Below are 25,834 nucleotides of genomic sequence, written 5' to 3' on the forward strand. Positions count from 1 at the left end.
AAGAATAGCGTCTTCAGGGCCTTTCTCATATTCACCTATCGGTTGAACTTCAGTATTCTTGCAATATTCTCGCAGGTCCGCTCTACGTTCTGAGGTCCTTCCTCCAGCACTTTCTTTAGTTCCTGCGCGCCGGGCACGATGCCGAATACGGCGTCGATACCGATGTCATACAGCGTATCAATGCCCTCGCCGATATATCCGGCTACCGCAATGACCTTCTTCCCGGCTTCCTTCGCCGTGCGTGCCACGCCATAAGGCGTCTTGCCGAATTTGGTCTGAAAATCAATACCTCCTTCGCCGGTGAACACATAATCGGCACGGTCGATTTGCCGCTTCAATTCCGTGTATTCGATGACGATCTCGATTCCTTTCTGCAGCTTCGCTTGGGTGAAGATCAGAAGCCCCGCTCCCAAGCCACCGGCCGCTCCTGCTCCAGGTACATCGCGCACATCCTTGCCAAGCTGCTGCTTCACGACTTCCGCATAATGGGCCAGATTGCTATCAAGCTGCTCTACCATTTGCGGGGTGGCCCCCTTTTGAGGCCCAAATACACGGGAGGCTCCATGCTCACCGCACAGCGGATTGGCGACGTCGCAAGCGACGATCAATTCCAATTCTCCAAGGCGCGGGTCCAATGCAGATACGTCGATCCGGGACAGCTTATCCAGGCTGCCGCCGCCACGCGGGAGCTCTTGCCCCGCTTCATCCAGGAATTTAGCGCCCAAGGCCGCGGCCATTCCTGTCCCTCCATCATTGGTTGCGCTGCCGCCGGTGCCGATAATGATTCTCTTGATACCGCGATCCAGGCATTCCCGAATCAATTCTCCCGTCCCGTAGGTAGTCGTAATCAACGGGTTCTTCGTCTCCGGCGTCACATGATGAATGCCACTGGCCGCGGCCATCTCGATCGCTCCGGTTACCCCATCGCCCAAGATGCCGAATTCCGCAGTAACAGGCTGGCCAAGCGGGCCCGTAACTACCTTTTCAAGCATTTGCCCGCCTGAAGCATCCACCAGGGATTGAACGGTGCCTTCCCCTCCGTCCGCCATCGGAACATGAACATATTCTGCTTCCGGGAACACTTTGCGAAGCCCCTTTTCCATGGCATTGCATACTTCTTTCGCTGTCATGCTCTCTTTAAAGGAATCTGGCGCCAGTACAAAAACCTGTTTGCTCATCTTCTCACCCCATGTCTTGATGAACGCGCTCTCATTATATAAGCTTCAGGCAAAAAATTATATTGATATCGGGACGAAATGTATTGTGCAAATGCACGAGAAATTTCTCGTAAGAAGTGAGCTTGTTAATTTTTAGAATAGCCTGATCCTGGATTTAGCATCCTATCTGGTAACGAAGTTGATGGGAGGAATATTTATGGACCTGCAATGGATCTGGAAGTCGGCGCTGCTGGTGGTCATTGGAATGATTCTGCTTCGGGCGGCCGGCCGGAAATCAATCTCGCAAATGAGCGTCGTCACCACCGTCATTATGATCTCTATCGGAACTACGATCGTACAGCCGATTGCGAATCATCATCTGACCATCGCCGTCGGTTCTGCTTCGGTATTTATCGTGACGCTCCTCGTCATTGAATATTTGGAGATGAAGTTTGACTGGCTCGAGCGCCTGCTGAACGGCAGAGCTCAGGTGGTCATCGAGAATGGACAATTTCTGCCGGAAAGTCTGCGAAAGATGCGGGTTACAGCCGATAAGCTGGAGATGCAGCTCCGGCAGCAAGGGATCCGCAGCCTCAGCGACGTGCAGCTCGGCACGCTGGAACCCAATGGCCAGCTTGCTTGCGAGCTGGTTCCCCACGCGCGGCCAGCTACGCTGGGGGACCTGGAACTGCTGCTGGCGAAGCATCTGCCTCCGCAAGCCGATCAGGACCCGCTGTTCCAGGAAGTGCGGATCGGCAGACATGCCAAGCCGGATTTCCCGGACCTGCAGTAATAGAAAGAAGCGCCGGACCCGTGTCCGACGCTTCGCAGGGTTTATTTTCTTATTTCAAGGTGCGCTTCAGGAACTCACGAGTCCGCTCCTGCTTCGGATTATTGAAAATCTGCTCCGGAGTTCCTTCTTCCGCAATAACTCCCTGATCCATAAATACCACTCGGTCGGAAACCTCTCTCGCAAACTCCATCTCATGTGTTACGATAATCATCGTAAGGCCGGAGCCTGCAAGATCCTTCATCACCTTGAGCACCTCGCCCACCATCTCGGGATCGAGCGCGGACGTGGGCTCATCGAACAGCAGAACATCCGGATCCATCGACAGTGCCCGGGCAATCGCAACCCGCTGCTTCTGCCCCCCGGACAGCTGCTTCGGCTTGGCATGAATGTATTGCTCCATTCCTACATTACGCAGGTATTTCATCGCCGTCTCCGTCGCCTCATCCTTGGAGCGCTTCAGCACCTCAACCTGTCCCACAACACAGTTGCTCAACGCATTATGATTATTGAACAGGTTAAACTGCTGGAACACCATGCCGAGATGTCTGCGATAGAGCGAGACGTTGTGCTTCTCCGCCAATATATTTTGACCGTTATAAATGATCTCTCCGCCACTGGGCTTCTCCAGCAGATTAATGCAACGAAGCAGCGTGGATTTCCCCGAGCCGGAGGAGCCGATAATGCTGACAACTTCTCCTTTGCCTACCGACAGATTGATATCCTTAAGAACCTCATTGGCTCCAAAAAACTTGCTTAAATGACGTATCTCAATTACCTTCTCCATCTTCACTCCTGCTTTCTGCTAACGCTGCAGCGAATAGCTTTCCGGGCCATCCATCCGCTTTTCAAGACGATGCAATATTTTCGTGACGGTCAAGGTCATGATCAAATACAGAATACTTGCGACAAAGAACGATTCAAAGTAGTGGAAGTTGTTTCCTGCAATGGACTTGGTCATGAAGTACAGCTCCGATACCGAGATTACGTTCAGCACTGACGTGTCCTTGATATTGATCACAAATTGATTGCCTGTTGCCGGTAAAATATTGCGAATGACCTGCGGAAGCACCACATTGCGCATCGTCTGCCAGTGAGTCATGCCGATCGCTTGAGCCGCTTCAAATTGTCCTTTATCCACGGAGATCACGCCGCCCCGGACGATCTCGGCCATGTAGGCTCCCGTATTAATCGATACAATGAAGATTGCCGCGAAGGTCCGGTTCATATCCAGATTAAACAACAGAGATGAGCCATAGAAAATAGCCATGGCCTGCACAATCATCGGTGTTCCACGGAAGCATTCAATATAGATCGTAAGAATCCCGTTTACGATTTTCAGAAAAATGCGCTTGAACCCTCGTTCCGGAACAGGAATGGTGCGGACGACGCCTGCAAACAGACCGATCGCCGCCCCAATGACCGTACCGATTAGTGAAATATATAACGTAACGGCGGCACCGCGCAAAAACATAGGCCAGTTTTCCGTTATGATTCGAATGATCCATTCGTAAGTCATTTTAATTCCTCACTTTAGTTATTCCGCTGCCGGCTGATTCTTGATCGCGTCTTCCATGATCTGAGCCCGCTCTTCCTCGGAAATGCCTGCCAGAATTTCATTAATCTTCTCCGTTAGCTCGCTACCCTTCTTCAATCCAACAGCAACGGCCGTGTCATCATCCGATGTCGTGAAGCCGTCCGCAAACTCGATATAGGCATAGTTATCGTTGGCCGCCGCCGCACTGATTCCTTCCGGCAGCTCCGAGACATAGCCGTCGATGGTTCCAGCCTGCAGAGCTACGCGCATGGCCGGGAAGTTATCCATGGCAGGCTGCTTGTTAACACCCTGAATCTGATCAATAACGGAGTAGTGGAAGGTGTTCAATTGAGCTGTAATTTTGGCTCCGCTAAAGTCCTGAATGGAGGTTGCGCCTTCATAGGCACCGCCCTTTTTAACTACCATGATCAGGTTTGATTTATAGTAGTTGTCCGTGAAATCAATCGCTTCTTTACGTTCTGCCGTTGGAGACATGCCTGCCACAATCGCATCGATCTGTCCGGAGGTCAGGGAAGGAACCAGGCCGTCCCATTCCGTCTTCACGATGACCAGCTTCTTACCCAGCCCGTCAGCGATCTTCTTGGCGATTTCCACGTCATAACCACCTGCATATTCGGCACTTCCGTCGATCTTCACGCCTCCGTCTGCGTCTCCGTTCTGGGTCCAGTTGAATGGCGCGTAGCCTGCTTCAAGTCCAACCTTGAACGTATCACTGTCTTCATTCGCCGAGCTTGAGCTGCACCCGGCAAGAATAATCATGGCTGACATCAGCAGCAATAAGGATAGGGATAATGTCTTTCTCATTCTTTTTTCACGCTCCAAAATAATAGTAGTAAATGAATAATAATCGAGTTCAAAAAGTCAACTTTTCAGCACCGAGAAGGTTGCGAGAATCCGAAGAAGGAGGAACGGATATAGGCAGACCCTACAGGAACGAAATGCTTCCAAAGAAAGCATACTTCGTAAGCATCCGCTCAGACTTCTAGGGTGAACGCAAGATTCGGCGTCGATCTTACGAATTTTACGGACATCACGTCTTCTTAGAACTAATTATTGATGATGATGGAAATGTAACGGACATTTTGTACACTTAGCTAGTAGATTTGAAGGGGAAAGTATGGTTTGAGCGTTCTAAGTGGCGAAAATGTCCGTTAGCGATCAAAATAGTCTGAAATGGCTTGCTAACAATCCAAAATGTCCGTTAAAGCACCGAAAGACGATGTAAACCGCTGAGACCTGCTAGGAACGAAGCAGTTTCACGAGAGAGGCCCTTCGACGCGCGAAGGTTGTCGAAGCAGGCATTTCGTGATCAAAAGGAGACTTTTTGAACAACCTCTAATAGGGACAAAAAAACGACCCCGAGTGTCAGCCCGAGGTCGTATGATTTAATCATCGTGTCCTAAAAGCCCTCTTTCCCTTGACGAGATAGCACAACTTGGCAAACCGGGAAGTCTGTCAAGACAGTCCTGCAGTTATTCACTGCAGACCCAGCAAAGGAGCATAGAGCCTGATCCTTCGCTTCGGCGATATTTCCTTCTCCCTGACGTCATAGCTGCTCAAGCTCTGTCAAAGACTGTTAAATACCGCGCCTCTACCTCACCTTGTAGAAGTGAGGTTATATTCAATTTGTTTGTAGGATACAATACCAGGGCCATTCTGTCAAACTGACAACCTCTGTAAATGCCTGTCCTGATGCGGTTCGCAGGCAAAAAAAGAACAGCCTGCCTGAATTTCTCCAGACGGGCTGTTCCTATAATTACTAAATTAGCGAAGCGTCTTCAATGCGCCGCTCCAAGCCAATACTTGGTCCAACATGCCGTTCACATTGGTCAAGTGCAGATCCGCAGGCTTGAATACCGAACCATTCTCGAAATCGGTGAACAGGGACAGGGCTGGGTGCACGCGAACGTCCGCTACGGACAATTCGCCGAGAATTCCGCGAAGATGCTCTGCTGCACGAGCGCCGCCTACCGAGCCATAGCTGACGATCCCGGCAGCTTTGTTATTCCAGGCATCACGGGCATAATCAAGTGCATTCTTCAGAGCAGCAGTGATGCTGTGGTTATATTCCTGTACGACGAATACGAAGCCGTCAAGCTCAGCCAGCTTGGTATTCCATGCTGTTGCTTGCTCTGTAGCGTCTGCTTCACCGAGCAGCGGCAATTTGTAATCCGCGATATCTACAATTTCATAATTGGCATCGCCGCGTCCGTCGCCAATGCTCTTCACCCATTCTCCGACTTGCGGGCTTACGCGACCTTCACGGGTGCTTCCCAGGATAATACCGATATTCAGCTTAGACATGTTAACTTCCTCCTTAAATGTATGTTGTTTATTTGTTCCTTCATCGCTGCCTAAATCCTAAGTATCTTGAAGCTGAGATAATCATAATCCACCGATATACTTTTGTCAAGTAACTTACTTTATGTTTGTGAATTATTTATCTGCCTTTTTTTCTGCCTTATAGTAAAGAAAGCTGTCAGAGCATAATTTGCTCAAACAGCCCTCCTTTCATGCTTATGATTCCAATGAAGTTATTTGACCATATATCTCCCGTATGCTGCGCGGTATACATCCTTCGACCGCAAGCCTACCAGCTTATCTACCGGCTCACCGTTCTGAAACAAAATGACTGTCGGCATAGACATGACACCGAATCGTCCTGCAAGTTCAGGCGATTCGTCACAGTCTACCTTCAGAATCGAAAGGCGCTCCCCTTCCTCGGTCTGCAGCTCCTCCAGAATGGGAGACAGCACCTTGCAGGGCGGACACCACTCCGCGCCAAAATCAACCAACACCACTTCTTTCTCCCGAACCGCTGTATCAAAGGCCGCTGGATCTACCTTTCGCAATGAACTCATGCTCATTTCTCCTTTTCGAACGATTGTTGTTCCTCCAGAATCGATTGCATTCGTTCTTCAAGATTAGACCTAATCCCTTGCAGCAGGCTGATTTGCTTATCGAGCTCCTCCAGCTTATGGCGGTAGATCGGCATAATCTCCTGACAGAAGGCTTCTTTATTCTTCATGACACACTGCAGAAAGCCGGCGATCTCCTCCGTAGACAACCCCAGATTCAAATACAGCTGGATGGTATGGACCTGCTCCTCCGCAAAGGGTGAATAGTCCCGGTACCCGTTCTCAAGCCGGGTTGGCGAGAGCAATCCTTGCTGTTCATAGTAACGGAGCGAACGGACACTGACTCCGGTGCGAGCTGATAATTCTCCGATTTTCATGCCTATGCCTCCTGGAATGAATCGATTCGATATCATTATAGACCCTGACATTAGTGTGAAGGTCAAGACGGCATTTGGCAAGTAAGCTCCCTCACTCGTTCTTTGAATTTCGCCATGCTTTTTCCGAGGGCAATATTCGTTTTCACTATTCGAGTGTTCTCCGGGATGCAATTCGAGTTTACTTAGTCACACATTTATCAACTATTAATGAACAGGACAAGTGCAGGAAATAAGAGGAAGGTGTATCATAAATAGGTCTGTAATAAGGTTTGAATTATAGTGAAGAGGAGATCGAAAAGATGAAGATATTGAGAGCTGCCACGATGCTATTATGTTTTGCTCTGTTGATTCCCTTTCTACCCGCTCCGGCATCCGCAGGGCAATTACCCGTATTTGAGAAGAAGCTCGACTTTTTTGCCAGCGATTTGTACGATGTGGCCTATGGCAAAAATATATACATAGCGGTAGGCGGAGACGGAGCTATTGTCAGATCAGAGGACGCAGTGAACTGGAAGGTGGTTGCCTCCGGCACCTCTGTCAGGCTTCGTTCGATTGCATTTGGCAACGGTATCTTTGTGGCTGTGGGGAACAATAATACGATTATGACTTCCAGTGATGGACTCAGTTGGAAGAAGCAAAGCATTGCTTTGACCCAGAAAAATGTTCCCGGCATGAAGGAAGCGAACAAGGGTGATTTTGCCCGAAACCGCGCGCAATTCAATACCAGTGTCCTCTGGGATGGCAAGCAGTTTGTTGTGCTGACTCAGATGGATGCTTATGTGTTCAAAGCCAATAAGGGGATGAGCAGTACGGGCTATGCCTTTGTATCCACCTCCAAGGATGGATCAAGCTGGAAGACGGCGCAGGTAGCGCCTTATTTATATCATACCAATCAACTGAAATACTTAAATGGAGCGTATTATCTTTTCTCCGACTATCAAGTCATGACCAGCACTAATTTAGTCAAGTGGACGTCGGTTGACAAGACATATATTGACGCCGCCTACAGTCCTCAGGGCTTCGCAGTATTACAAGAACGAGTGGAGACGTCCAGGCCGCGTCCTGCAGTGCTGAAGGCGGCTACCTTTCAGGCCATCAAATCGGCGCAGCCTCAGGATTTGCTGGACTGGACGGATTCATCCGGAGCGAATTCCCTTGACTATGTGCATGATCATTATGTTGTAAATGCGGATAGCGGCTATTTGGCGGTATCTGCTGATGCCAGTACATGGAAAACAGTGAATGTGTTCGAGCAAGGCAGGGCGCTTGACGAGATCCATCCAGAGCGAATAACCTTCTACAAGACGATATGGGACGGCAAACAGTATGTCTCCGTCAGTTCCTTTGGCGGAATTTATACTTCCCCCGATCTGGTGCAATTTGAAAAGCAGACTGTACAAGGGGCTTCTCCTATTGGCGCCGATTTGTATGGCGCAGGGTTTGCGGAAGGAACTTACTATTTATATGGCTCCAACGGGAGATTCCTGACCTCGGAGGATGCACGCAACTGGAAGCAGACCGCTGGAATTTCCAAAGAAGAAAATGTGATGAGTGCTGACTATAATGGAGAGGACTTCGGGCTGGTTACCTTGGAAGAGGACTGGTATTGGAAATCGTTGCGAAACAATTACAAGTTTATCTTCATATCCGGAGAAGACGAAGCGGTGCGGAGTAAGACGTTATCCTCCTTCGATACTCCTGTTGACATGAAGTGGGATGGACAGGCATTCGTAGGCCGGACAAGCTTTGGCAGCAAGTATAAATGGAATAGCGGGGCATCGGAGTGGCAGGATATTAGCCCGGCTAACCCTCAAGAGCTTGAACATGAGCCGACCATCGTCAAGGGCGATGGAATGACCGTCAAGTATGAGTATTCCAAAGATAACGGAATGGCGTTGTATTATCTTGAGAATGGAAAGTGGCTGAAGGCCAAGGCTCCTGCTTGGTCGGATTATGAGCGGCATGTTTTCAAGGATGCAGAAAGCAATTCAAAGCGTGGGGATACTTTAAGTACAATTATCTATGGAAACAAAGAATTTATGGCTGTGGGGGCAGGCGGAACGATCCTGCGTTCATTGGATGGCAAGACCTGGACCAGAGTGAAATCCGGAACCTCCGAATACCTGAATGGGATTGTTTGGGACGGTCAACGCTATATTGTAGTAGGCAATAAAGGGACTTATCTAACAAGCACAGGCTCTTAACAAAATTCCCAGCAAAATAAAAATCAGCTCCTCCGGTCAAACAACCGTTGGAGCTGATTCTGTATGATTTATCCTGTTACATTTGTTCTTGTTCTCCTCCTTCGCTTCCTCCCGTGGAGCACAACTCCGCGCCTCAGGTTCCGCAGTACGTGCGATAGGCGCAATCCTGCGGCGGCAGCTCCGTATACGACTCTTGCTCAGCCGAATACGCATACGGATCGCGCAGGGCGGCGAGCAGCCGATGCAGCGGGGCAAGCTCGCCCTGCTCTGCTGCTTCCAGCGCTTCCTCCACCCGGTGGTTGCGCGGAATGACTGCCGGATTGCTGCGCTTCATCAGCTCGCGGGCTTGCTCCGCCGATTCCGGCTGCTGGCCAAGCCGTTCCTGCCAGCGGCTTCGCCACTCCCCATACCCTTCCGCATCGGCAATCTGGAGCCGGGAAGACTCCAGATCGCCCAGCGTCAGCAACCGGAAGGTATGGGTGTAGTCCGCCCGCGCTGTCTCCATGATCCGAAGCAACCCGCTCACCAGCTGCTCATCCTCCGGCACGGGCTGGAACAGTCCCAGCTTGCGTGTCATGCCCGCAAGCCAGTGCTGCCGATACAGGTCTGAGAAGGCAGCGAGTGCCTGCTCGGCGAGCGCCACGGCACGTTCCTGCTCCTCATGCAGCAGCGGCAGCAGCGCCTCAGCCAACCGGGCCAGATTCCAGACGGCAATCGCAGGCTGATTGCCGTAAGCGTAGCGCCCTTGGGAATCAATCGAGCTAAAGACGGTCGCCGGGTCGTAAGTGTCCATAAAGGCGCATGGACCATAGTCAATCGTCTCCCCGCTGATCGTCATGTTGTCCGTATTCATGACACCATGCACGAATCCGACTAGCTGCCAGCTTGCAATCAGGCTGGCCTGGCGGGAGATGACCCGGTTCAGCAGGGCGAGATAAGGCTGGTCCGCCTTCTGCAACTCGGGATCATGACGCCCGATCGCATAGTCGGCCAGCACCTGCAGCTCCTCCTTCGAGCCTTTGGCGGCGGCGAACTGGAAGGTGCCGACTCGAAGGTGGCTGGCAGCCACCCGGGTCAGCACCGCACCCGGCAGCTCCCGCTCCCGCTGAATCGGCTGACCTGTAGTGACTACCGCCAGACTCCGGGTCGTCGGAATGCCCAGACCATGCATCGCCTCGCTGATCACGTATTCCCGCAGCATCGGACCAAGTGCAGCGCGTCCGTCGCCGGAACGGGAATACGGCGTTCTCCCCGAGCCTTTTAGCTGGATATCAACCAGCTTGCCGTCAGGTGTTCGCTGCTCTCCAAGCAGCAATGCCCGGCCGTCCCCCAGCATGGTAAAATACCCGAACTGATGGCCGGCATACGCCTGTGCCAGCGGCTTGGAGCCGGGCAGCGTCCGGCATCCGGACAGCAGCCCGACTCCTGCAGGGCTGCGCAGCTCGTCGGTCCGCAGCCCCAGCTCTTCTGCCAGCTCAGCATTCAATAGAACAAGCCCGGGCGCGCGGACAGGCTGCGGCTCCTGCCGAGTAAAGAAGATTGACGGCAGCTCGGCATAGCTATGCTCCAGCCGCCAGCCCGCAAAATCCGGTTCGCCAATCTGATCATTCATCTCCACCGACCTCCTTTGCCATATGAATCAGACAGCTTACAGGTCCACAATGCGGTTCAATTCCGTATCGCTCTTTTGCCCCGTCACCTTGGCGAACAATCGCTTAACAACTTTAATCAGGTTCCCTGTCTCCCAATATTCGGCTGTCTCCGCCTGAATCTTAATGAGAACCAGGTTGGGATCATCACTGGTCGTATCAAGCAGCTTCTCGTAAGCAGTGTTCCATAGTTCCTTGATTTTGGCCCGGTCATTCACCAGCTCCGCCTTCCCGCGGATGGACACATAGGATTTGCCTGCGTAAGCCACGTTCACATCGGGATGATCCTTAAGCTCATCAAATTTGCTGGTGTCCTTCATCGTGAGAAACCACAAGTCTCCGTCAAATTCCACCTCTTGCGTCTTCATCGGACGGGATACCAGGCCCTCGCTGGTTACCGTCGTCAGCATGGCGGTGTCGATTCCCTTGATTAGTCTGCGTACTGTCTCGATTGCTTCCTGATGCTCCGCTGCTGAAGTTGTCATTAAATTCACCTCATACCGTTATTATAAAGAAGTCTCACACTTTAATCTCGTTACACCCGGTATTGTAAACAAAATCCGGCTCCCCTAATCTTCCGCAGCTCTTTTTACATTCATTTAATACAAGGCGTACTTACGTATGGTATAACTGGAACAATGAGACTATAGGAGGATTGGCGGGTTATGAAGCTGACCAAAGAGGAGAAATCCTGGATTTTGTACGACTGCGGTAATTCAGCCTATTCGATGGCCGTTACAACCGCACTTCTGCCGATCGTCTTCGGTATGTTCGACAATGTAAGCAGCAGTATGGATTTGGGGTATTTCAATTCAATTGCCAGCATTCTGATTGCCGTACTGAGTCCGATTCTAGGCACAATCGCCGATTACAAGGATATGAAGAAGCGTTTCTTTATCTTCTTTGCGGCTATCGGTGTTCTTGCAACCGCCTCCCTCGCCTTCATTGCGCCGGAAAGCGGACAGTGGCAGATTCTCATCTTGTTCTATATCTTATCAGCCGTTGGCTTCGCCGGGGCAAATGTGTTCTATGATTCCTTTCTCGTCGACGTGACGAAGGACGAACGCATGGACAAGGTCTCCAGCCGAGGGTTTGCCTACGGATATATCTCCAGTGTGATTCCCTTTGGCATTAGCCTGCTCCTGATTCTGATGCTGGGCATGGATCAAGCCATCGGCTATCAGATTGGCTTCATGATTACCGCCCTATGGTGGGGCTTGCTGACGATGCCGCTGATCCGGGATGTACGGCAAAGACATTACATTGATCCCGAACCAAAGCCTGTTATCAACAGCTTCCGGCGCTTGGCAGGCACCTTCCGTAATATTCGTCAGCACCGGGTCGTATTTGTATTTTTGCTGGCTTACTTCTTCTATATTGACGGCGTAGACACCATCATAAAAATGGTCGTGCCTTATGCTACCTCCGTATTGGGCTCCGATGCGCTGGATACCTTCTCTTTACTCGGCATTCTGTTAATTATTCAGATCATTGCCTTTCCTTGCGCTATTCTTTACGGCAATCTGGCTAAGGTCTATTCCGCCCGAACGATGATTATCATCGGAATATTCACCTATATCGTGTCCTGTATCGCCGCTTTCTTCATTTCCTCGATCTGGCATGTATTCGCGCTAGGGGCATTAATCGGGTCCGCCCAGGGCGGTATCCAGGCGCTGAGCAGATCCTATTTTGCTAAAATCATTCCTAAAGAGAATTCCAATGAATTTTTCGGTTTTTACAATATCTTCGGCAAATTCGCAGCCATTATCGGTCCGGCTCTGATGTCGCTGGCAACGACCTTGACCGGCAATGCAAATGTCAGTGTGCTGGCGATTATTCCATTGTTCGTCATCGGGTTCTTCATCTTTTTAACTTTGCCTAAAGGGGAAAATCTATGAGCTCTGTATCGACTTCACCGGCCATTGCGAAGCACCTGATTGTTATTTCCTATGACGCCTTCTCGGAGGATAACTGGGAGACGGCCCGCCGACTGCCAAACTTATCTAAATTAATTGAACAGGGTGCATCTACGAACCAGTTGCAAAGTGTCTATCCTACGCTCACCTATGTGGTGCACAGCACTACCGCTACCGGCGTATATCCGGACAAGCACGGCATCCATCACAACAATCCTTTTCAGCCCTTTGTCAAGGAGGAGGAGCAGAGCTGGTTCTGGTTCCGGGATGCGATTCAGGTCCCTACCATTTATGATGCCGCGCGGGAGCATTCCCTAAGCACAGCAGGCCTTTTATGGCCGGTGTCCGGCAAATCCTCTTTCCAGTACAATATCCCCGAGATCAGAGCGATCGGGAAGGAGAACCAGGCGCTGAAGGTGCTGAAGAGCGGAAGTCCGCTCTTCTGCCTTGAGATGGAAATGAAGCACGGCCGGATCAGACAGGGAATTGAACAGCCTTATCTGGATGATTTCACGACCCGATGCGCGGTGGATACGATCAAGCGGAAGAAGCCTAACCTGCTTATGCTGCATTTGATTGATCTGGATGATGCCAAGCATGCCCATGGAACGGACAGCGAAGAGGTTGAGCAGGTCATTCTCCGAATGGATCACAGAATCGGGCAGATCATGCAGGCCGTCGAAGAAGCAGGCATTCAGCAGGATACTGTGATAGCCGTCCTTGGTGATCATGGACAATTTAATGTCAGATACAAGGTGCATCTAAACAATCTTTTGCAGGAGCGAGGCCTGATCTACGAGCAGAATGGGAAAATGATGTGGAGAGCTTATTTCCAGTGCGGCGGCGGATCCGCCTACCTGCATATTCAGCCGGGAGATGAAGAGGCCGCAGCCTTGGCTCTGGACACGGTCAGGGTGGTTATGCGGAACCCCTCCTTCGGAATTGAGCACCTCTATACGGGGGAGGAATTAACCCGGATGCATGCAAGTCGAGCAGCAAGCGCAATATTGGAGGCCAAGCGCAATTATACCTTCGACGAGGCTCTGGATCGGCCAACGATTGTCGACCTGCAGCAGCACGGCGTCAAGTACGCAACGCACGGCTACGCTCCGGACAAGGAAGGATACCGCTGTAATGCGGTCTTCTCGGGCAATTCGGTGAAATCCGGCTACAGGCTCGGAGATATCCATATGGTGGACATCGCTCCTACGCTGGCCAGAATATTGGGAATTCCGTTTGGCCCTTGTGACGGAAGAGCCTTGGACGAAATTTTCACCAGTCATTCCGACTAACCGGACATCTCTCTTGTGACCGTTTTCACATAAGGTGAATTTGTGGAAGATTATAATCTTTAATGAACAATAAGTTGTTAGTAACGACTTATGTGATTTTTTTCACTTAAGTGTGAAAAAAATATACCTCAAGAAAAGGGAGACTTTCACATGAAGAGCTTTGGGTTCAAGGGAGTAAGGACTGGGTTTTTAGTTGCAATGGTAATCATTCTGGTCATGGGAGTTATCGGTTGCAGCGGAGGCAAGAATAAAAATGAAGCTTCGAATGCTCCTGAAACAGCTGCAGAAGGACTGTTTACGCCAGGAACGTATACCGGTGAAGCCGAGGGCCTGCATAGTAAGATCAAAGTCGAGGTTACGGTCGACGCCAATACAATTCAGTCGGTAAAGGTACTGGAGCAGCAAGACACTGAGGGAGTCAGTGATGCAGTATTCGAGACAATTCCTCAAAAAGTAATAGAAGGACAGAGCTTGAAGATAGATGTTGTATCCGGAGCATCTGTATCCAGTAACGGCCTGATTGACGCCATCGCGGATGCACTGGCCAAGGCAGGCGCTGACGTGGAGGCGCTGAGAAATAAGGAGCCGCTTGCCGTGGCTGCAAAAGAAGCGATCACGAAGGAAACGGACGTTGTAGTCGTTGGGGGAGGCGGAGCAGGTCTTGCCGCAGCAGTATCAGCTGCCGAGAACGGCGCAAAGGTTATTCTCATTGAAAAATCACCTTCGCTCGGTGGTAATACGATCCGCTCGGGAGGAGAGTTCAACTCCTATGATCCGGTAAGACAGCCTAATATAGAAATGACAAAGGCGCTGATCGATGAGCTGAATGAGATTTTGAAATACAATGAGGCAGAGTTTGGCGATTATGCTGAAACGCTGAAGACACTTAAGGCACAAATCAAGGAGTATTTGAGCAATGGGAATACTACGAAGCTGTTTGATTCCCCGGAGCTGCATGCTATTCATACTTATATTGGCGGGAAGAGAACGGATCTGGACGGCAAGGAGATTTCGGGTAAATTCGAGCTGGTGAACACACTCACTCAAAACAGCTACGGTACGATTGAATGGCTGGAAGGCCATGGAGCCGAGTTTCAGGACGGGATCGGGACTGTGCTTGGCGCTCTGTGGCCTAGAACACATCACAATGTCGAGCCGCTGGGGACGGGCTATATCAATGCGATGAAAAAAAGCGCAACAGATCTTGGGGCGGAGATCATGCTGAACACCAAGGCAACCAAGCTGATCGTTGAGGATGGAAAGATAACGGGTGTAACGGCTGAGCAAGCGGATGGCACGCCTGTTACGCTGAAGGCTTCCAAGGGCGTAGTTATGGCAACCGGCGGCTTCGGGGCAAATTCGGAAATGGTTGTGAAATACAACAACTACTGGCCTTATATGAACAAAAATATCAAGACGACCAATACTTCCAATGCCACTGGTGAAGGGATTACTATGGGTGAGGAGGTAGGAGCAAATCTGTGGGGCATGGGCTTCATTCAGTTGATGCCGAGCGGCCAGCCTGGAACAGGTGCATTATCCGGCGGCGTATGGGGCAGCGCGGAAACACAAATCTTTGTTAATAAGGAAGGCAAGCGGTATGTGAACGAATACGCAGAGCGGGATGTGTTGGCTGCCGCTGCCCTGGAGCAAACAGACGAGACCTTCTTTATTATCAGTGACATGACTTCGCTCGGCAACCCGGACTTGAACGGCAAGAGCGTCTGGGGCGACAACTACCAGGATCTGATCAAGAACAAGAATATCTTTATGGCCGATACGCTTGAAGATCTGGCGAAGCAAATGGGTGTACCTGCGGACACCTTTGTAGCCGAGATGGAAAAGTATAATACTTACGTAGAGAAGCAATTTGATCCGGAGTTCGGTAAGAAAAACTTTGGAGCAAAGCTGGAGACGGCCCCCTTCTTTGCTACGCCAAGAACGCCTTCGGTTCACCACACCATGGGCGGACTTGAGATCAACGAGAAGGCACAAGTGCTGGATACAGCAGGCAACCCGATTGACGGATTGTTTGCAGCTGGTGAGGTTGCCGGAGGACTACATGCCGGCAATCGTCTTGGCGGCAATGCGATTACAGATATCTTTACCTTCGGACGGATTGCCGGAGCAAGTGCGGCAGGCAAGTAATTCCTCCTACTAAACTCAAGACGCTCTCTGCTATTGTCATCGTGCAATAGCAGAGAGCGTCCTTTTATTCTATCATAATCCCAAGTTCTGATAATCCGGCTCATTATTGGCATAACAGATGCTGCCCGGATGGGATTTGCAAATTCTCTTCATTCGGGTAGCTTCATCAACGATCTGATCCATGCTTTGAAAATCGCCCTTCTGATTCGTCACTACAGCGATGGAAATGGAGACAAGCGGAATCGCACCATACCCACCGGAACGACTCTCCCCCTTCACAAAATTGTTCTTGAGATCCTCGGTGTTGTAAAAGGATTGCTTGATTTGTTCAAAGCCCTCAATCACTTTGCTGCAAGGGCCTTGATAATCATGATGATTCAGGATCGCGATAAAGTCATCCCCTCCGATATGTCCCAGGAACGAGCCTTGCCCCGAGAACTGCTCCCGAAGCAGGGCGGCGGTTGCCTGAATCAGGGAATCCCCCATTTTGAAGCCATAGCTGTCATTATAGGACTTGAAGTGATCCAGATCGATGTAGAGTACACTGAAGTGCTTCTGGTTTGCGGATTGCTGAAGCCGGTCATCGATAATCCGGTTCCCGGGCAAGCCGGTCAGGGCGTTCATGAAGACTGCCATCTCCGCCCGAATGTCGGCTACCTCCAGCAGCAGACGGCGAATGCTGACAAAGCCGTACAGCATTTCTTTCTGGGCTACCAGCACCCCGTCATATAGCTCCTCTTCGGCCCGATTCATCGCCTGGATGCTTACTTCTGTAATAGGCTCCTCATATTGGACAACAAGCGGATGACTATTCATGACCAGGCTGACCGGCCTGCCCATGTACAGATTGTATCCATATTGTGTGCCCAGCAGCTGATAGAATCGGGAGCGCATCACAAGTGCAGGAGGAATGCCTGCCCCGGCTACAGCTATACCTTCCAGTTTAGGGTTATGTACGAACAGGTTATTTACAACCCGGCATTTCGCATCCGGCTCGACGATAGGAATCATCTCGGCCATTTCACCAATTTTCGTGAACAAGTTATCCCCTCCGTGAACACTTCGCGCATTTTCCTTTCCTGCCTTCGCAGCGTCTTTCGTTCAACCGATGGTTAGAAGGGCTGCAGATAAGGGTATGTTAGCTCTCTGGCTGGCCTGCCCAATGCATAGCCTTGTCCGTATTGAATGCCTTCCTGACGCAAAAATGAGATTTCTTCCGAGGCTTCAATACCTTCGGCGATAATGTGGGTGCCCGAATCAGCAGCAAATTCTTGAAGCAAGGTCACAATGCGCTGTTGATTCGGGCAAAGGTGAATGTTGTGAACTAGCGACTTGTCCAGCTTAATAAACTCCGGCTTCAGGCTCACAATGGCTTTCAAGCTGTTATAGCCGGAACCCGCGTCATCAATGGCAATACGAAACCCCTGGGCGCGGTAATGCGAAAGAATGCGCTCAAACTCTACATAGTCCTGAACCGCCTGCTTCTCCGTCAATTCAAACACTACCTGCTGTGGAGAGAGGTTATAACGGGATAGAAGTTGAATCGTCTGTCCGCTCCGATAGCCTGGATCAGAAAGCACCTGCGGATGGATATTGATGAACAAAATCGTATTCCTGGGATGGCCTGCCCGCTCCAGTGCCGAGCTAAAACGGTTCAAAGACAAATCCCGGCAAAACAATTCAAAAGAAAAGACTTGATCGGTATGCCCGATAAAATCATAAAAAAAATCAGTGCTCGGAAACTGCGCCGATACCGGAGGGCGATTCAGCACCTCGTAGCCCAGATGCCCTTTATCCTGCAAATTATAAATAGGCTGAAAAAAGGTGGTCAGGGCCTGTCCTTTCATAATTTTTTGCAGCTCGGCATATCTTCTGCAGGATTGATAGTACGTTCGGGTTGCTTGATAGAAGTAGGTCATGTGGTTTAACAGACCGCTTCTATCTCCAGAGGGAGCGAGCGGTGGTTTCATTTTCCCATCTCATCCTTTGTGCCTATAAAATCGAGACTGGAAAAATGAAATGCCCGTCTCTATAGTGCTATTGTACGCCTCCGATCCCCAGAGAGCATCAACTTAGTGTTAACGAGAGGTAAAATGCACCCCTCCGACCGCCGAATTCTGTCGAAAATTCCTGCAAGTCCTGCTATTTCCTGCCTGTCCTCCTGCTTTTCCCCACTAAAATATCCAACTCCACGGTCACCCATGCCGACTCCTGGCGAACATAGTCCCACAGACGCTCAGGATCTGCAGACCAGGCCAGCGGTGTCATGCTCGCCAGAAGCTGCAGCTCCGCACCGCTCAGACGTTGTCTGTAGTTCAGCTGAATCGTGTCCAATCGATCAAAATGCCGGCAAAATAGGTCTATTGTATGTTCGTTGCTATAGTTTCTTTTTTCGTTATCCCCATGGAGTGCCTGTCTCAATTCCTTCAGGTAGCCAGGACCAGGTACGACCTTCACGATGCTGCCGTCCTGCTTCAATATCCGCGTGAATTCCTTATAGTTAGCCGGTGAAAGTATGTTCAGCAGCACCCGGCAAGACTGATCCGCAAGCGGCAAGCCGGCCAGGTCGCCCACCAGCCAAATGGAGCCCTCGTATCTTTTCGCGGCCAGGGTGATGCCTTCCTTTGAGATATCGAGGCCAAGCCCGGTCACCTGGGGCAAACCGCATGCCTTCAGCACGCTCTGCAGGTGGGAGCCTTCACCACAGCCCAGGTCGGCCATCATCCATGGGCTTGCCGGTTCGGGAGCATCCTTGAGGATGACATCTCGAAGAGCCTTGTGCAAGGGCCTATACAGAGAGCTTTCCGTAATCAGATGGTGCCTTGCTTCAAATAAGGATTTGCCGTATTTGCCGACCACAGGCCGGGTTAACAGGTTCAGATAGCCGTGCTTGGAAAAGTCAAACGCGTGATGCTTCGAGCAGACCAGGCTGGCGTGCCCATCAACCCTCACCGGACTTCCGCAGAGCGGACATTTGAAGCAGGATGACCATGTATCTACCAGATTTGCGCTATGCATTTTTCTGCTCATAAAAATATCCCTTCCTTTGCCATAGAAAATCACAGGCATTCGGCCTGCACGGCAAGGTAACGGGATCTCACGATTCACGACCAAAAGGCAATGGCCGGGAAGACAACAAAAAAGAAAGGCGCGACAAATCCGCCTCTCTTCACGATTTAAACAACCTCTATATGAAGATGAGATGACCCCAAAAGGGCAGACTGATCCCGTGTACCCTGCCTAATGCAAGCAGAGCCTTTGAACGTATTTAATTACGGGTTCAAAGTCAGGGAGCGCAATCTGATATAGTGGATCATCGTCTATCCTCCTGTCTCAACAATTGTGTCCAGTATAAAACATGCGTCGGGGGATGTAAAGCAGACGCAGCTACTCTGTTTTCTTCTTGTTCACATAGTGTTCACTTATGTGTCCCAACGGCAGGCCGCTATAATAAGCCGAGTCTGCCTTTGCAGATGATCGTGATGGGACCCCTTGTAAGATTTATTTTTGGTAACTACGTAAAACGTTAATGTTCTTTGTGTATGTGCTCCCTGTAAGCCTCGATGTAGACCATCAGATGCCTGACGCCTTCGAGTTGGGCCTGCAGCCGTTCACTTAACTTCGCAAGAGCAAGCTGGAATGACCTGTCAATCCGTTCAAATTGATGGGCCTCCAGTTCTCTTAGAAGCTCCCTCAAATGATCTACATAATACACTGTCCGCCGCAGACTGCTAATGACCATTATCTTACGCAGCTCGGTCAAATCGTACAGCCGATATCCATTCTCCTTATCCCGGATCGAAGTGATCAGTCCCTCCTTCTCCCAATGCCTGATAGCAGACGTATTCACCCCTGCTAATTCTGCGGTCTTGCCAATCGGCAGCGGCCCGCCGGGTGTCTTCATCTTCTGATAAGAACCGAGCTGTGCCTGCTGGATCATTCCGAGCACATTTCCGACGCGGATTTTTTCCTCCTGGGTCCGGTGGAGCTGCTGGTTAATCTGCCAAAGCGCCCCGGTCACTTCTCCATCCTTTATGCTGCGCATGACCTCATAGACAACAGGAATATCAAAGCCGGCCAGCATGGATCGGATTGCGGCAAAGGCCAGACGGTGTATGGAAGTATACTGGCGGTGTCCCCCTGTCGATCTAGCTACATGAGGAAGCAGCCCCTGCTCTTCATACCGCCTCAGGGTCGTTGTACTCACGTTGAATTCCAAGGCTAACTCTGCCGGTGTATAAAAGCGTACCATTTGCCCACTCCTATATTAAAGTAATACCTTAAAGTGCTGCGTTAAGTATTGATCGAGGAGATTGCCGATCTATCCATGCTTTATGTACACAAACCTGAAGATTGCATCTATGTTGTATGTTTGTAGTATATCAGGTTTGGAGGGATGAACATGAAGAGAACGATCACTTTGAACGATGGCTCTGCGCTGGAGGTGAGACTTGAGGGTAACCGTAATGGCAGGTTTATTATGCTCCCGGGGACAAAAGAAAGTGTGACGGGAAAAGAGGCGGAAGCACTAAAGCTATGGGGCGTAGATCCGGAGCTGGGAAGGAAACTGGTGGACGGACTTGCCGATGAGTTCGGGGTCATCCATTTTGACTATGAAGGTCATTTGTTTCAGCATCCACGCCCGAATTCGCTTACGCCGGAAGCCATCGCCAGAGATTTCCTACAGATCGCCGATGAGATGGGTGTCAGCACCTTCTGCTATTATGGATACTCCTGGCTGGCACTCGCCGGCTTACAGCTCGCTATAAGGACCGATCGTTTGGAGGCGCTTCTCATGGGCGGATTCCCTCCTTATGAGGGGCCTTATGCTGAAATGAGAACCGTCACTGCCAAAACGCATGAGCAGGCTATCCAAAATACCGAGAAACCAAAAGTTGCTTCTAAAGATCCGGTTCCTGTGGACGAGGTAGATTGGGATCATCTTGAGGTCACGATCGATCCGGATCGAACCAAGCAATTTCTCACCCTATATAACCACTTAACAGACTTTGAGGATACAGCGATTCAGGGTAAGCTCTGCTTTCCCAAGCTGGCCTTTGCCGGGGAGAAGGATACGATTGTGTACGGCGAGAACTTCGGCGGGGTCACCGTCGATATCTCCGGGCGGTTGAGCAGACACGAGGAAACTTTACGGCAGCTCGGTTGGGACGTGCAGCTCGTGCAAGGTGAGCATATGGATCACACCCGAGCCATGCAACCGGATGTTGTGCTGCCTTTAATTAAGCCTTGGCTGACGGCCAAGCTTTCGGGTTGACCCATTTGGCCGTATAAAACAAGGCGCCTCCACAGCGTGTTTTGGCTGCGGAAGTGCCTTGTTCGCGTTGTAGATCCATGCATAAGTGTACAGCTAACTTAAAAGTTATTATTTTATCAATGATTGAATTGCCATTAAATCAATTTCATTCTCATTAGTTATCTTATATGAAGATGTTGAGTTTGATTGGTTGTCGGTATATTTATAAATACTTATATAGCTATTATCGTAGAGGGTGATTCCAAATCGTCGTCTTTACATTTAGATTCTTGAGAACAGCTTCATTAAATGTGGTTTTCTTTGAATCTTCATAAACGATGAATAATGAAATACCTAATAAAATGATAACTACCGCCGCAATCATGTATTTTGTGTTCTTCATAAAAAACCTCCTAAACAAATTTACGCTCCGTCTCCTTTCTATCTACTATATATTACCTTCAACATTCAGTCCCAACAGTTTTAAATGAGGGTCCAACGGACATTATATCTCCTTACGGTCCGCCTTTGGATGAGCCAGAATTGTAACGGACATTTTGGCTGCTAAGAGAGTAGAATCGAGTGAACCAGAGTTGTTTGAGCGTCCTAAGCGCCCGAAATGTCCATTACCCCTTCGAATCATGAGAACAAGTCCGCTAAGAGTCTAGAATATCCGTTAGAGATTAAAATGTCCGGCAGCGGGCAGCAGATGGCTAATCAGAGAATCGGTTGCACCCAAAGAGGAGTCTGATAAGAGGAGTCAAGCATCACAATGGATTTAGAAGAAGACATTCCCGCAAATCACCTCGTTCGCGTAGTAGACACTGCCGTCAATCGTCTCGACGACGCCATCTTTGACGTAGCTTCCCCTGGAGGTGGACGAGACATTATGTTCATGTGGATTGCAGGCAGACAAAGACCCGATTTCCGCACCACCAACCGTTTTCGCTCTGAGCGAATGAAAACCGTATTGGAGACGGTGTTTACCGTTGTTCATCAGTTTCTGCCTTGAAGAGAAATACATCCAGCTCGAGCATTACTTTGTGGATGGCACGAAGATTAAAGCGAATGCCAACCGATATACATTTGTTTGGAGGAAGGGGGTCGAGTGTTCCGCAAGGATCTGTTTCCCCTTGCTCACAATCTGCTTAAGAAAGCAGCCATAGACGATAAAAATCAAAGAGATAAGCGAAGATAGACCGCTTAACCTCTTGGTTTCTTTTTGAATATCATCCTATTTTGTTGGTAGGAATGTTCCAAAGTGTACTTTTGGGACACCCTCACTAATGAGAAGGCGTGATACTATTGAATTATAAAAACAGTAAGGGAATGGTTGAGGTGACGGTAGCTACTGAGCCTATTGCAAAGAGTACAGTCAGAAGCTGGGGGAATAGTCTTGCACTTCGCATTCCTTCGGAGGTTATCAAGATGGCAAAGTTCACGGAAGGTGTAGAGATAGGCTTTCATATTTCCGATGATGGAGAGGTTGTCTTACGTCCAGTAGCAGCTTATCCGGAAGCGAATGATCAAGATTCTTTAAGAAAGCTGTTTCTTTCTTTGCGTGGATCGTCTAAATCGGGAGTACGCAGTCATGAGGAACTTTATGAACCGATGGGAGATGAAAGCATTTAATGACTGTTACGGGCAAGGTTGTTCGCGGGAGCATTATTTGGCTTAATCTCTATCCCAAAGCAGGACACGAACAAGCCGGATACCGCCCCGCACTCGTTATATCAGATGGATTCATCGATCCATTAATATCAGACTTGGCCTTTATTGTTCCGATCACCAGTCAGGTAAAAGGATATGCATTCGAGGTGCCTGTCCCAGTTGGAATTGATATTGATGGATCAAAAGTACACAATAGTTATACCATGTTAGAGGGTGTAGCTTTAACCGATCATGCGAAGCCATTGGATCTAAACGCACGAAACGCTAGTGTAATAGGTCAAGTTGATCCGGATTCAGACTTTTACAGGACGGTAGTAACCTACGTCAGAGCTATTTTAGCCTAGTGATGAAGGCAATACATAGCCATGTAAACAAGGCACCTCTACAGCGTAAAGACTGTAGAGGCCTTTTTCTTGTTGCAGATCATGCAGGGTTGCCCTGCACAAACTGATTCTGGTACATTCCAGCGTAAACTCCGTTCTACTGCAAAAGCTCCTCATGCAATCCTCTCATGTCTATATACGGTTGGACAAATGCTGAAAATCGATTTCATCGCTTCTTCAAGAGATCGTCATAAGTAAAAAGTATCCTCGCCGGTCACCGTTCTGGTCGGCGCCGGTCTATGCTATGCCTTATTCGCCATACTGGTTAGCGGTATCGTATCTCCTCTGCTCGACGGAAAACTGCAAGGTCCCCTGACGAATCCGCTCGCCTTGGTCAGCGTCTTCACCACCAATGCGGTATGGGGGCTGCTGATTGGCGGCATTGCCAAGCTGCTGCAGCCCAAACATTAAGCCGATGACAAGGGATAAAGCTGCACGGGGACCGGACGGCCGAATATAAAATGCTCGCCTTCCATATACGAGTCGTAAGCTAGAATTTGCACTCCTTTAAGTGCTGCCTGCTCCAGCGCCTCGGAAAAGGCTGGATCCATTTCCCGATACGGGGCAAATCCGCGGCAGCCCTTCATCTGTACCACAAACAGAATTGTGCCAAGATATCCCGCCTGTACAGCCTGAATCATCTCCAGTACATGCTTCGTTCCCCGCGCGGTTGGCGCGTCCGGGAATAGGGCCACCCCATCCTTCTCCAACGTGACCCCCTTCACTTCGATGAACCCCGCTTGCCCATCAGCCTCCACATAGAGATCAAACCGCGAGCCGCCAAAGGTAACCTCTCGCTTCAGGGCAGAGACCGCCCCGAACTCTTTCAGCCGTCCTGCGGCAATTGCCTCATAAGCAAGCTTATTCGGTGCCTGGGAGTCGATATTCACCCATTCCCCGCTCTTGGCTGCCGCTACAAGCGAGAAGCGGGTCTTCCTTCCCGGCTGATCACCGGGCTCCAACAGAACCTCCGCACCTGGCTGCAGCAGCTCGGTCAGTCTGCCGGTATTTTTAATATGCACCTGTTCCTTGACCCCATGGACAAAGACCTCTGCGATGAAGCGGTTCACTTTTCGCTCCAAAAGGCCTTGCACCAAATTCCTGTACTTCAACGGATTCCCTCCCAATTTCTCCGATACAGCCGAGACGGACGGTGTCCCGCACTTTCCGTATAGTGATCGGTTTCCTATTGTTACTAACAAGAGCAAATAAGAAATGCTGCCCCTCAGGTAGTGACAGCATTTTGCATGGTTAACCTATCGAACCCTGTACTATAAATTGCTTTTCCTTTCGCAATGCGTTCATTAGTTCTGGTCCTGCATTTAGGTTCTGTTGTACAAGTTGGTGAGGTGTGAGCGCCATCCACTGATTCAGTGAAATGTCCTCAAAACGGTCACTCGCAAACATCTCCAAAGCCCACACGCTTTGCTTCCCGGTGTTTTGGATGTAGTGTCCGAAGGCCCGCGGCACATATCCTACATCCCCAGCACGATAATCGAAGGTACGAGCCGTACCATTAGGTGCCATAACCGTCATGCGCGCTGTACCGGAGATATAATATTGCCATTCGTCCTGATTAGGATGCCAATGCATCTCTCTCATTGCGCCAGGTTTAATTTCCAACAACGATGCGGCAATTTGAGTGGAAATAGGAAAGTTGGCAGAATCGACTATACGCACCGTACTCCCTCCCGGAGTTACAATCGGCTCTTGGGCGAGCAGTCGATGTGTGAAGGTTTTCGGTACGAAGCCGTATGGATCAGGCACCTGCTGACTTTCAAGCGGACCGGGAACATGGGATTGAAAAATATATAACTGATGGTTCGGGATATGGGCAAAGGCGCTTGTTGGGACACCAAAGTTCACCGCCAGTACGTCCTTTGGCGTATGTGCGAACCAATCAGAGATAGCTAAAGTATTGAGGTCAGAGAAGCTGCCGTCAGGAAAGACAAGCAAAAACTCGCAGCCTCCTTCCAGCCCTTGAATGGAATGTGGAATTCCCGGCGGGAAGTACCACAAGTCGCCTACGCCTACGTCTGCAATGAAGTTCCTCCCGTTCTGATCAACTGATGTAATGCGCGCTCGCCCCACAAGCATAATCGCCCATTCCGCTTGCTGATGCCAATGTAACTCTCGTACGCCGCCTGGAGTCAGAGCCATATTCACCCCGGCAATCGTGGTCGCGATCGGAAGCTGTCTAACTGTCACTTCCCGTGACCAACCACCGTGATTCAACTGCATATGGGTATCGGAGAAAGAAAACTTCAGGTTCGGAAGTGATCCTGCATCGGTGACAGGCGGAACCAGCATATCAGGGTTCTCAAGGTCTCGCATGACATCCCGCGGTCCTAGATCCCACCAACCGGCACCATCATTTCTAATCGGTTGTGGTATATCTCCATTCCGGGTTTCGTTTTTCAAATTATATACACCCCTCGTTCTATCCACTTTGTACTCGTCACTAGGTAAATGCCTAATATAAGTTATGAACAGACTCAGGATTTGGAACTTTGTCCCTCTTAGAGCAGTATCCGGTTGGCGGACCAGATTGATCAGCCCAATGCTGCGCAGTGTCAG

Annotated in this window: 24 protein-coding genes, 1 pseudogene and 1 riboswitch; of the genes and pseudogenes, 9 read left to right on the forward strand and 16 right to left on the reverse strand. The window is 50.1% G+C overall.

What is annotated here, in order from left to right:
- Positions 1-35: 35 nt before the first annotated feature.
- Positions 36-1,178, reverse strand: coding sequence for a glycerate kinase (locus KI362_RS19775; RefSeq protein WP_301629733.1), 1,143 nt, complete (start codon positions 1,176-1,178; stop codon positions 36-38).
- Positions 1,179-1,374: 196 nt separating this feature from the next.
- On the opposite strand from KI362_RS19775, the gene KI362_RS19780 reads away from it, so the two are divergent.
- On the forward strand, positions 1,375-1,950 hold the full coding sequence (locus KI362_RS19780) for a DUF421 domain-containing protein (protein WP_301629735.1): 576 nt from the start codon (positions 1,375-1,377) through the stop codon (positions 1,948-1,950).
- Positions 1,951-1,999: 49 nt separating this feature from the next.
- On the opposite strand, the gene KI362_RS19785 is transcribed toward KI362_RS19780, so the two are convergent.
- The 6 genes from KI362_RS19785 to KI362_RS19810 form a co-directional block, all read right to left on the reverse strand.
- On the reverse strand, positions 2,000-2,734 hold the full coding sequence (locus tag KI362_RS19785) for an amino acid ABC transporter ATP-binding protein (RefSeq protein ID WP_301629737.1): 735 nt from the start codon (positions 2,732-2,734) through the stop codon (positions 2,000-2,002).
- Positions 2,735-2,752: 18 nt separating this feature from the next.
- Positions 2,753-3,466 carry an amino acid ABC transporter permease gene (locus tag KI362_RS19790; RefSeq protein WP_044481307.1) on the reverse strand — a complete coding sequence of 238 codons (714 nt, stop codon included), beginning with the start codon at positions 3,464-3,466 and terminating at the stop codon, positions 2,753-2,755.
- Between the two features lie 18 nt (positions 3,467-3,484).
- The gene (locus KI362_RS19795) at positions 3,485-4,309 is read right to left on the reverse strand and encodes a transporter substrate-binding domain-containing protein (RefSeq protein ID WP_044481308.1); all 825 of its coding nucleotides are present in this window, start codon (positions 4,307-4,309) and stop codon (positions 3,485-3,487) included.
- A 614-nt stretch (positions 4,310-4,923) separates the two neighbouring features.
- Positions 4,924-5,107, reverse strand: a riboswitch (Lysine riboswitch).
- A gap of 162 nt (positions 5,108-5,269) precedes the next feature.
- Positions 5,270-5,809 (reverse strand): NADPH-dependent FMN reductase, encoded by a 540-nt coding sequence (locus KI362_RS19800; RefSeq protein ID WP_044481309.1) that lies wholly within the window; start codon positions 5,807-5,809, stop codon positions 5,270-5,272.
- A gap of 230 nt (positions 5,810-6,039) precedes the next feature.
- Positions 6,040-6,366, reverse strand: coding sequence for a thioredoxin (trxA, locus tag KI362_RS19805; protein ID WP_301629741.1), 327 nt, complete (start codon positions 6,364-6,366; stop codon positions 6,040-6,042).
- Between the two features lie 2 nt (positions 6,367-6,368).
- A complete protein-coding gene (locus tag KI362_RS19810; RefSeq protein WP_044481311.1) occupies positions 6,369-6,740 on the reverse strand; it encodes a MerR family transcriptional regulator in 372 nt (123 codons plus the stop codon).
- Positions 6,741-7,039: 299 nt separating this feature from the next.
- On the opposite strand from KI362_RS19810, the gene KI362_RS19815 reads away from it, so the two are divergent.
- The gene (locus tag KI362_RS19815) at positions 7,040-8,944 is read left to right on the forward strand and encodes a hypothetical protein (protein WP_301629744.1); all 1,905 of its coding nucleotides are present in this window, start codon (positions 7,040-7,042) and stop codon (positions 8,942-8,944) included.
- 133 nt (positions 8,945-9,077) lie between these two features.
- On the opposite strand, the gene KI362_RS19820 is transcribed toward KI362_RS19815, so the two are convergent.
- Positions 9,078-10,556 (reverse strand): protein adenylyltransferase SelO, encoded by a 1,479-nt coding sequence (locus KI362_RS19820; RefSeq protein WP_301629746.1) that lies wholly within the window; start codon positions 10,554-10,556, stop codon positions 9,078-9,080.
- Between the two features lie 36 nt (positions 10,557-10,592).
- Positions 10,593-11,078 carry a pyridoxamine 5'-phosphate oxidase family protein gene (locus tag KI362_RS19825; RefSeq protein WP_301629748.1) on the reverse strand — a complete coding sequence of 162 codons (486 nt, stop codon included), beginning with the start codon at positions 11,076-11,078 and terminating at the stop codon, positions 10,593-10,595.
- Between the two features lie 180 nt (positions 11,079-11,258).
- On the opposite strand from KI362_RS19825, the gene KI362_RS19830 reads away from it, so the two are divergent.
- The 3 genes from KI362_RS19830 to KI362_RS19840 all read left to right on the forward strand — a co-directional run bounded on the left by KI362_RS19830 (position 11,259) and on the right by KI362_RS19840 (position 15,949).
- Complete coding sequence (locus KI362_RS19830; protein WP_044481325.1) at positions 11,259-12,491, forward strand: MFS transporter; 1,233 nt, start codon at positions 11,259-11,261, stop codon at positions 12,489-12,491.
- Complete coding sequence (locus KI362_RS19835; RefSeq protein ID WP_301629751.1) at positions 12,488-13,801, forward strand: alkaline phosphatase family protein; 1,314 nt, start codon at positions 12,488-12,490, stop codon at positions 13,799-13,801. The genes KI362_RS19830 and KI362_RS19835 overlap by 4 nt, the downstream gene beginning before the upstream one ends.
- Before the next feature lie 150 nt (positions 13,802-13,951).
- Positions 13,952-15,949: a flavocytochrome c gene (locus KI362_RS19840; protein ID WP_301629753.1), complete on the forward strand. Its 1,998-nt coding sequence runs from the start codon at positions 13,952-13,954 to the stop codon at positions 15,947-15,949.
- Between the two features lie 72 nt (positions 15,950-16,021).
- Here the strand turns inward: KI362_RS19840 and KI362_RS19845 are convergent, their stop codons facing one another.
- From KI362_RS19845 to KI362_RS19860, 4 genes are all read right to left on the reverse strand, one after another.
- Positions 16,022-16,990, reverse strand: a complete 969-nt coding sequence (locus KI362_RS19845; RefSeq protein WP_301629755.1) for a GGDEF domain-containing protein — start codon at positions 16,988-16,990, stop codon at positions 16,022-16,024.
- Between the two features lie 71 nt (positions 16,991-17,061).
- The gene (locus tag KI362_RS19850) at positions 17,062-17,919 is read right to left on the reverse strand and encodes an EAL domain-containing protein (protein WP_301629757.1); all 858 of its coding nucleotides are present in this window, start codon (positions 17,917-17,919) and stop codon (positions 17,062-17,064) included.
- A gap of 172 nt (positions 17,920-18,091) precedes the next feature.
- The gene (locus KI362_RS19855; protein WP_301629760.1) at positions 18,092-18,979 is read right to left on the reverse strand and encodes a putative RNA methyltransferase; all 888 of its coding nucleotides are present in this window, start codon (positions 18,977-18,979) and stop codon (positions 18,092-18,094) included.
- A 496-nt stretch (positions 18,980-19,475) separates the two neighbouring features.
- Entirely contained in the window at positions 19,476-20,201 is a 726-nt protein-coding gene (locus tag KI362_RS19860; RefSeq protein WP_301629761.1) for a MerR family DNA-binding transcriptional regulator, read from the reverse strand.
- Between the two features lie 150 nt (positions 20,202-20,351).
- On the opposite strand from KI362_RS19860, the gene KI362_RS19865 reads away from it, so the two are divergent.
- Positions 20,352-21,224, forward strand: coding sequence for an alpha/beta fold hydrolase (locus KI362_RS19865; protein ID WP_301629763.1), 873 nt, complete (start codon positions 20,352-20,354; stop codon positions 21,222-21,224).
- A gap of 223 nt (positions 21,225-21,447) precedes the next feature.
- Here KI362_RS19865 and KI362_RS19870 read toward each other — a convergent pair whose 3' ends face one another.
- Positions 21,448-21,606, reverse strand: a complete 159-nt coding sequence (locus KI362_RS19870; protein ID WP_301629765.1) for a hypothetical protein — start codon at positions 21,604-21,606, stop codon at positions 21,448-21,450.
- Between the two features lie 369 nt (positions 21,607-21,975).
- Here KI362_RS19870 and KI362_RS19875 point away from each other — a divergent pair.
- The 3 genes and pseudogenes from KI362_RS19875 to KI362_RS19885 form a co-directional block, all read left to right on the forward strand.
- A pseudogene (locus KI362_RS19875) lies at positions 21,976-22,309 on the forward strand (transposase); the annotation flags it as partial.
- Between the two features lie 199 nt (positions 22,310-22,508).
- Positions 22,509-22,835 (forward strand): AbrB/MazE/SpoVT family DNA-binding domain-containing protein, encoded by a 327-nt coding sequence (locus KI362_RS19880; RefSeq protein WP_301629769.1) that lies wholly within the window; start codon positions 22,509-22,511, stop codon positions 22,833-22,835.
- Entirely contained in the window at positions 22,835-23,218 is a 384-nt protein-coding gene (locus tag KI362_RS19885; RefSeq protein ID WP_301629771.1) for a type II toxin-antitoxin system PemK/MazF family toxin, read from the forward strand. The genes KI362_RS19880 and KI362_RS19885 overlap by 1 nt, the downstream gene beginning before the upstream one ends.
- Before the next feature lie 446 nt (positions 23,219-23,664).
- On the opposite strand, the gene sfsA is transcribed toward KI362_RS19885, so the two are convergent.
- Both sfsA and KI362_RS19895 read right to left on the reverse strand, forming a co-directional pair.
- The gene (gene sfsA, locus KI362_RS19890; protein WP_301629773.1) at positions 23,665-24,369 is read right to left on the reverse strand and encodes a DNA/RNA nuclease SfsA; all 705 of its coding nucleotides are present in this window, start codon (positions 24,367-24,369) and stop codon (positions 23,665-23,667) included.
- Between the two features lie 139 nt (positions 24,370-24,508).
- Positions 24,509-25,678: an oxalate decarboxylase family bicupin gene (locus KI362_RS19895; protein WP_301629775.1), complete on the reverse strand. Its 1,170-nt coding sequence runs from the start codon at positions 25,676-25,678 to the stop codon at positions 24,509-24,511.
- Between the last annotated feature and the right edge of the window lie 156 nt (positions 25,679-25,834).

The organism is Paenibacillus apis (assembly GCF_018333295.1).
Classification (GTDB): domain Bacteria; phylum Bacillota; class Bacilli; order Paenibacillales; family Paenibacillaceae; genus Fontibacillus; species Fontibacillus antibioticophila.